The sequence below is a fragment of the Mesorhizobium sp. M7A.F.Ca.CA.002.04.1.1 genome (assembly GCF_004022805.1).
In the GTDB taxonomy this organism is placed as follows: Bacteria; Pseudomonadota; Alphaproteobacteria; order Rhizobiales; family Rhizobiaceae; genus Mesorhizobium; species Mesorhizobium ciceri.
This window is the reverse complement of the sequence record NZ_RZPL01000316.1, coordinates 1-6,229: the sequence shown is the minus strand read 5'-3', so window position 1 is coordinate 6,229 and position 6,229 is coordinate 1. Positions and strand designations below refer to the sequence as shown.

At 63.6% G+C, this 6,229-nt stretch carries 5 protein-coding genes and 1 pseudogene; 4 read left to right on the top strand and 2 right to left on the bottom strand.

The window, feature by feature from the left end; all coding sequences use genetic code 11:
- The coding region (locus ENZ75_RS17420) for a LysR family transcriptional regulator (RefSeq protein ID WP_164887854.1) at positions 1 to 280 on the bottom strand (280 nt) is incomplete at its 3' end.
- Positions 281 to 399: 119 nt separating this feature from the next.
- Between ENZ75_RS17420 and ENZ75_RS17415 the strand changes: the two are divergent.
- Both ENZ75_RS17415 and ENZ75_RS17410 read left to right on the top strand, forming a co-directional pair.
- Positions 400 to 1,580: pseudogene (locus tag ENZ75_RS17415) on the top strand (MFS transporter).
- 53 nt (positions 1,581 to 1,633) lie between these two features.
- A complete protein-coding gene (locus ENZ75_RS17410; protein ID WP_063169459.1) occupies positions 1,634 to 2,668 on the top strand; it encodes an aldo/keto reductase in 1,035 nt (344 codons plus the stop codon).
- Between the two features lie 242 nt (positions 2,669 to 2,910).
- Here the strand turns inward: ENZ75_RS17410 and ENZ75_RS17400 are convergent, their stop codons facing one another.
- On the bottom strand, positions 2,911 to 3,183 hold the full coding sequence (locus ENZ75_RS17400; RefSeq protein ID WP_013529022.1) for an usg protein: 273 nt from the start codon (positions 3,181 to 3,183) through the stop codon (positions 2,911 to 2,913).
- A 302-nt stretch (positions 3,184 to 3,485) separates the two neighbouring features.
- On the opposite strand from ENZ75_RS17400, the gene acs reads away from it, so the two are divergent.
- Positions 3,486 to 5,441 carry an acetate--CoA ligase gene (acs, locus tag ENZ75_RS17395; protein WP_013529021.1) on the top strand — a complete coding sequence of 652 codons (1,956 nt, stop codon included), beginning with the start codon at positions 3,486 to 3,488 and terminating at the stop codon, positions 5,439 to 5,441.
- Entirely contained in the window at positions 5,441 to 6,184 is a 744-nt protein-coding gene (locus tag ENZ75_RS17390) for an MOSC domain-containing protein (protein WP_063169460.1), read from the top strand. Before acs ends, ENZ75_RS17390 begins: the two co-directional genes overlap by 1 nt.
- The last annotated feature ends 45 nt before the right edge of the window (positions 6,185 to 6,229 follow it).

Here is a 6,229-nt window from a genome sequence, read left to right as displayed (position 1 = left end):
GTGAAGCACCGGCCGCTGCCTCCTGCTCGGCTGCCGCCATGTCGGCAAGGATGCGCAGGCCGCTCTCGTAGAATGCTGTGCCTTCCGGCGTCAGTTGCAGCTTTCGCGTCGAGCGGCTGACCAGCCGCGCGCCAAGCCGGGCCTCCAGCCGCGCGATCAGCTTGCTCACCGCCGACGGCGTCATGCGCAACGCGCGTGCCGCGGAGGAGAAACTGCCTTCCTCGACGACGCGCACGAACACTTCGATCTCGCCGGAGCGATTGATGTCGGGCCTGGCCATTTATGAATCTATTTCACAGAAAATATGCCCAAGGCAAGTCTGGTTCACAATGCAGGGAAGCACGATCTCAGGGGTCGGGGCGCGGGACGGCGCTCTTCGCATCGAAGTGGAAAACCGCCATGCCTCTTGCTCTCTACGCCCTCGCCGCCGGTGCCTTCGGCATCGGCGTCACCGAATTCGTCATTATGGGTTTGCTGCTCGATGTCAGCAAGGATCTCGGCGTTTCGATCTCGGCTGCCGGCCAGCTCATTTCGGGCTATGCGCTTGGCGTCGTCATCGGCGCGCCGTTGCTGACCATCGCCACCGGCAACTGGCCGCGCAAGACCGTGCTTCTGGCGCTGATGGCGATCTTCACGCTCGGCAATCTCGCCTGCGCGTTGGCGCCCGACTACTGGACGCTGATGGGCGCCCGCATCATCACCGCCTTTGCCCACGGCACTTTCTTCGGCGTCGGCTCGGTGGTCGCCACCGGCTTGGTCGCGCCCAACAGACAAGCCTCGGCGATCGCGCTGATGTTCACCGGCCTGACCATCGCCAACATCCTCGGCGTGCCCTTCGGCACATGGCTCGGCCAGGCCTTCGGCTGGCGCGCGACCTTCTGGGCCGTGACAGTGGTCGGTGTGGCCGCCTTCGCCGTCATCCTGGCTCTGGTGCCACGCAGCCGGACGGCGCCCGAAAAGAGCGACCTGCGCGCCGATCTCGCCGTTTTGCGCCGCACCCCCGTCCTGCTCGGCCTCGCCACCACCGTGCTCGGCTATGCCGGCGTCTTCGCCGTCTTCACTTATATCGCTCCGTTGCTGACCGAGATAAGCGGCTTCAAGGAAGCAGCCGTGTCGCCGATCCTGCTCGTCTTCGGCGGCGGTCTCATCGCCGGCAATTTGCTTGGCGGCAAGGTCGCCGACCGCTGGCTTGGCCGTCCGTGCTGGGCAGCCTCGTGGTGCTGGCCCTGGTGCTCGCAACGATGACCTTCGCCATCCACAGCCAGGTGATGGCCGTCATCTATGTCGGCCTGCTCGGTGCCGCCGCCTTTGCTACCGTGGCGCCGCTGCAGATGTGGGTGCTGGACAAGGCGCAAGGTGCCGGCCAGAGCCTCGCCTCGTCCTTCAACATCGCCGCTTTCAATCTCGGCAACGCCGCAGGCGCCTGGCTTGGCGGCGCGGTGATTGCCCACGGCCTTGGTCTGGGTTCCCTCACCTGGGTCGCCGCCCTGCTGCCGCTCACGGCACTCGGCGTGGCGGGCCTGGCGCTGCGTCTCGATCGCACCCCGGCGCTCGGCGCACCTGCCTCCATCCGCTCGTGACTACCCTCGGCAAACCCGCTTCCGACACCCTTCATACCACCAGGAGTAAAAAGATGGATTATCGACGTCTCGGTGCATCGGGCTTGAAAGTGCCCGCACTCTCCTTCGGCGCGGGAACCTTTGGCGGTTCCGGCCCGCTGTTCGGCGCCTGGGGCAACAGCGACGCCAGGGAAGCGCGGCGGCTGATCGACATCTGCCTGGAGGCCGGTGTCAATTTGTTCGACACGGCCGACGTCTATTCGAACGGCGCTTCTGAACAGGTGCTTGGCGACGCGATAAAAGGCCGCCGCGATGCCGTGCTGATCTCGACCAAGACCGCGCTGCCGATGGGCGATGGGCCGGGCGATTACGGCTCGTCACGTTCGCGGCTGATCAGATCCGTGGATGATGCGCTGAGGCGCCTCGGCACCGACTACATCGACCTTTTGCAGCTACACGCCTTCGATGCCGGCACGCCGATCGAGGAGGTGCTGTCGACGCTGGACAACCTGATCCGTGCCGGCAAGCTGCGCTATGTCGGCGTCTCCAACTTCTCCGGATGGCAAGTGATGAAGTCGTTGGCGCAAGCCGACAGCCAAGGCTATCCGCGCTATGTCGCCCATCAGGTCTACTATTCGCTGGTCGGCCGCGACTATGAGTGGGAGCTGATGCCGCTCGGCCTCGACCAGGGCGTCGGTGCATTGGTGTGGAGCCCGCTTGGCTGGGGCCGCCTGACCGGCAAGATCCGCCGTGGCCAGTCCCTACCGGAAAAGAGCCGGCTGCACGACACGGCAAGCTTCGGTCCGCCGGTCGAGGACGAGCATCTCTATCGAGTGATGGATGCCCTCGATGTCGTGGCCGAGGAAACCGGCAAGACCGTGCCGCAGATCGCCATCAACTGGCTGCTGCAGCGCCCGACCGTATCGTCGGTCATCATCGGCGCCCGCAACGAGGAGCAGTTGCGCCAGAACCTCGGCGCCGTCGGCTGGACCTTGACGCCGGGGCAGATAAGGCAGCTCGACGCGGCAAGCGAAGTCACCGCGCCCTACCCGTACTTCCCGTATCGGCGGCAGGAAGGCTTTGCCCGGTTGAACCCGCCGGTGGTTTGAGCGCATCGGGCCGTCATGGCGCAAGGTTCGCGGGCCAGCGCCCCCCTCTGGCCTGCCGGCCATCTCCCCCTCAAGGGGGGAGATCGGATGTCGCGGCGACTTTCGCCAATCGCAGGCGTAACAAGGGGCGGCGTTGTCGGTGGAGCTGCCAATCTGCCCACTTGAGGGGGAGATGTCCGGCAGGACAGAGGGGGGCGTCGTAGAACGCCGACCTCAAGAAGCCGTTGCTGCGAAACTTGCCCCTAGTGCAGCACAAACTCCCCATCCACCTTGCGCCATTCATTCGGCGCGATCAGCTTCTGGTGGGTGTAGCTGATCGAATGCAGCGGCCCGTCCAGCTTGGCCTTCCAGAATTCGATGAACTTGATCAGCACCGGAAACTTCGGCGCGAGATCGTAGTCCTGCCAGATGAAGCTCTGCAGCAGATGCGGGTGATCGGGAAAGTGATAAAGAATCTTGGCAGTGGTCAAGCCATAGCCTTTGAGCATCAGGTCCATTTCGGCATGGTCGCGCATGACGGTCCCCAGGTTGATTCGCCTGTCCTCCCACGGCTGATTGTGCGCGCCGCTGATTAACCGTCTATTGATTTTTTCTTCATCTGAACCGGCTTTAGCTTGCGAAAACATGCGGTTAGCAGCGCACCTCTTCGAGTGCTGACAGCCCTGGAGAAGCTCCCTGCGGCATCCCGCCGCGCGAATCCAACGTCTAATGTTGCCGTAACGGCGGAACTGGTAATAATGCCGCCGAATTCGCGGCCGTGTCGCCGCGATCCCGCCGGCATTTCAAGCCGGCGATTGGTTCGGGAGGAAAGTCAGGAATGTCCGAGGTTCATGTCCATCGCGTCCAGCCGGCGTGGAAGAAAAACGCGCTGATCGACAATGACACCTACCTGAAATGGTATGCCGACAGCGTCAAGAACCCGGACAAATTCTGGGGCAAGCACGGCAAGCGCATCGACTGGTTCAAGCCGTTCAGCAAGGTCAAGAACACCTCCTTCGACGGCAAGGTCTCGATCAAATGGTTCGAGGACGGACTGACCAACGTTTCCTACAACTGCATCGACCGGCATCTGAAGAAGCGCGGCAACCAGACCGCCATCATCTGGGAAGGCGACAATCCCTACGACGACAAGAAGGTCACCTATAACGAGCTCTACGAGCATGTCTGCCGGCTCGCCAATGTGATGAAGAAACACGGCGTCAAGAAAGGCGATCGAGTCACCATCTACATGCCGATGATCCCGGAAGCCGCCTATGCGATGCTGGCCTGCACGCGCATCGGCGCCGTCCATTCGATCGTCTTCGGCGGTTTCTCGCCGGATGCGCTGGCCGGCCGCATCGACGACTGCAAGTCGACCTTCGTTATCACGGCTGACGAAGGCCTGCGCGGCGGCAAGCCGATCCCTTTGAAGGAAAACACCGACAGGGCGATCGAGATCGCCGCGAAAGCCGGAACGAAAGTCGAAAAGGTGGTGGTCGTGCGACGCACCGGCGGCAAGACCGGCTGGGTTTCAGGCCGCGACGTCTGGTATCACGACGAGATCGCGACGGTGAAAGCCGAATGCAAGCCCGAGAAGATGAAGGCCGAGGACCCGCTGTTCATTCTCTACACGTCGGGTTCGACCGGCAAGCCGAAGGGCGTGCTGCACACCACCGCCGGCTATCTCGTCTACGTCTCGATGACCCACCAATATGTCTTCGACTACCATGACGGCGACATCTACTGGTGTACCGCCGATGTCGGCTGGGTCACCGGCCACAGCTACATCGTCTACGGCCCGCTCGCCAACGGCGCCACCACGCTGATGTTCGAAGGCGTGCCGAACTATCCGTCGCAGTCGCGCTTCTGGGAAGTCATCGACAAGCACAAGGTCAATATCTTCTACACCGCGCCGACGGCGTTGCGCGCGCTGATGGGCGCCGGCGATGCGCACGTGAAGAAGACGTCGCGCAAGTCGCTGCGCGTGCTGGGTTCGGTCGGCGAGCCGATCAACCCGGAAGCCTGGGAGTGGTATTTCAACGTCGTCGGCAACGGCAAGGTGCCGATCGTCGACACCTGGTGGCAGACCGAGACCGGCGGCATCCTGATCACGCCGCTGCCAGGTGCGACCGACCTCAAGGCGGGTTCGGCGACGCGGCCTTTCTTCGGCATCAAGCCGCAGCTGGTCGACGGCGAGGGCAAGGTGCTGGAAGGTGCGGCCGACGGCAATCTGTGCATCACCGATTCCTGGCCGGGCCAGATGCGCACCGTCTATGGCGATCACGACCGCTTCGTGCAGACCTATTTTTCGACCTACAAGGGCAAGTACTTCACCGGTGACGGCTGCCGCCGCGACGCCGACGGCTATTACTGGATCACCGGCCGCGTCGACGACGTCATCAACGTTTCCGGCCACCGCATGGGCACGGCCGAAGTCGAATCGGCGCTGGTCAGCCATGAGAAGGTTTCCGAGGCCGCGGTCGTGGGCTATCCCCACGACATCAAGGGCCAGGGTATCTACAGCTACGTCACCTTGATGAAGGGTGCCGAACCCACCGAGGAGCTGCGCAAGGAGCTTGTTGCCCATGTCCGCAAGGAGATCGGCGCCATTGCTTCGCCCGACAAGATCCAGTTCGCGCCGGGCCTGCCGAAGACGCGTTCCGGCAAGATCATGCGTCGCATCCTGCGCAAGATCGCCGAGGACGATTTTTCTGCCCTGGGTGACACCTCGACGCTGGCCGACCCGGCCGTCGTCGATGATCTGGTCGCCAACCGGCAGAACAAGAAGAGCTGATGCAGGCCGCGCTGGGCACTGTCAGCGAACTCTGGCGCTATCCGGCGAGTTCGCTTGCCGGCGAGCGCCTGAAAACAATCTCGGTCGACGTCGAGAGCATCGACGGCGACCGCCTGTTCGGCCTTGTCGACGTGTCCGACAACGAGATCGCACGACCGGACCGCGACGCGAAATGGCACAAGGTGCCGCGCATCCGCACCCGGCTGTCGCCGACCCTGGAACTCGAGATTGCCGTTCCCGAGGGCGACTGGCTGGCCGCGCCAAGCATCGAGAGCGACCGCGCGGTGTCGGCCTATCTCGGCTTCGAGGCCTCGCTCCGTCCGTTTCGCCGCGAGAATGCCGGGCCTGACTATTCCGGCCCGCTGACCGCGGAGCGCTACCGCAAGGCGCCGATTCATCTATTGACCACGGCTTCGCTGGCACGCCTGAAAGCATTGCACCCGGAAGGGGTCGCCGACCCGCGCCGCTTCCGCCCCAACATCGTTGTCGACATGGCGGCCATCGAAGGCTCGTTTCCCGAAACGGAATGGATCGGCCGCAAGCTTGCCGTCGGCGATCTCCTGCTGACCATCTCGGAACCCTGCCGCCGCTGCGGTTTCACCATTGTCGCCCAGGATGGCTTCGACCATGATCCGGCGATCCTGCGCAACCTGGTCCGTCACAACGCCCATAATCTCGGCGTCTATTGCACGGTCGACAGGCCGGCGCGCGTCGAAGTCGGCGACGCGATGCGCTTCCTGTAAGCTATCGATACAGATCCGCCCGTGTCGGCGGCAGGCCGCTTGGAC

Bases quoted from the DNA above. Each gene is read 5' to 3' on its own strand.
- ENZ75_RS17410 (WP_063169459.1), top strand. From the start codon at position 1,634: ATGGATTATCGACGTCTCGGTGCATCGGGCTTGAAAGTGCCCGCACTC.
- ENZ75_RS17400 (WP_013529022.1), bottom strand. From the start codon at position 3,183: ATGCGCGACCATGCCGAAATGGACCTGATGCTCAAAGGCTATGGCTTG.
- acs (WP_013529021.1), top strand. From the start codon at position 3,486: ATGTCCGAGGTTCATGTCCATCGCGTCCAGCCGGCGTGGAAGAAAAAC.
- ENZ75_RS17390 (WP_063169460.1), top strand. From the start codon at position 5,441: ATGCAGGCCGCGCTGGGCACTGTCAGCGAACTCTGGCGCTATCCGGCG.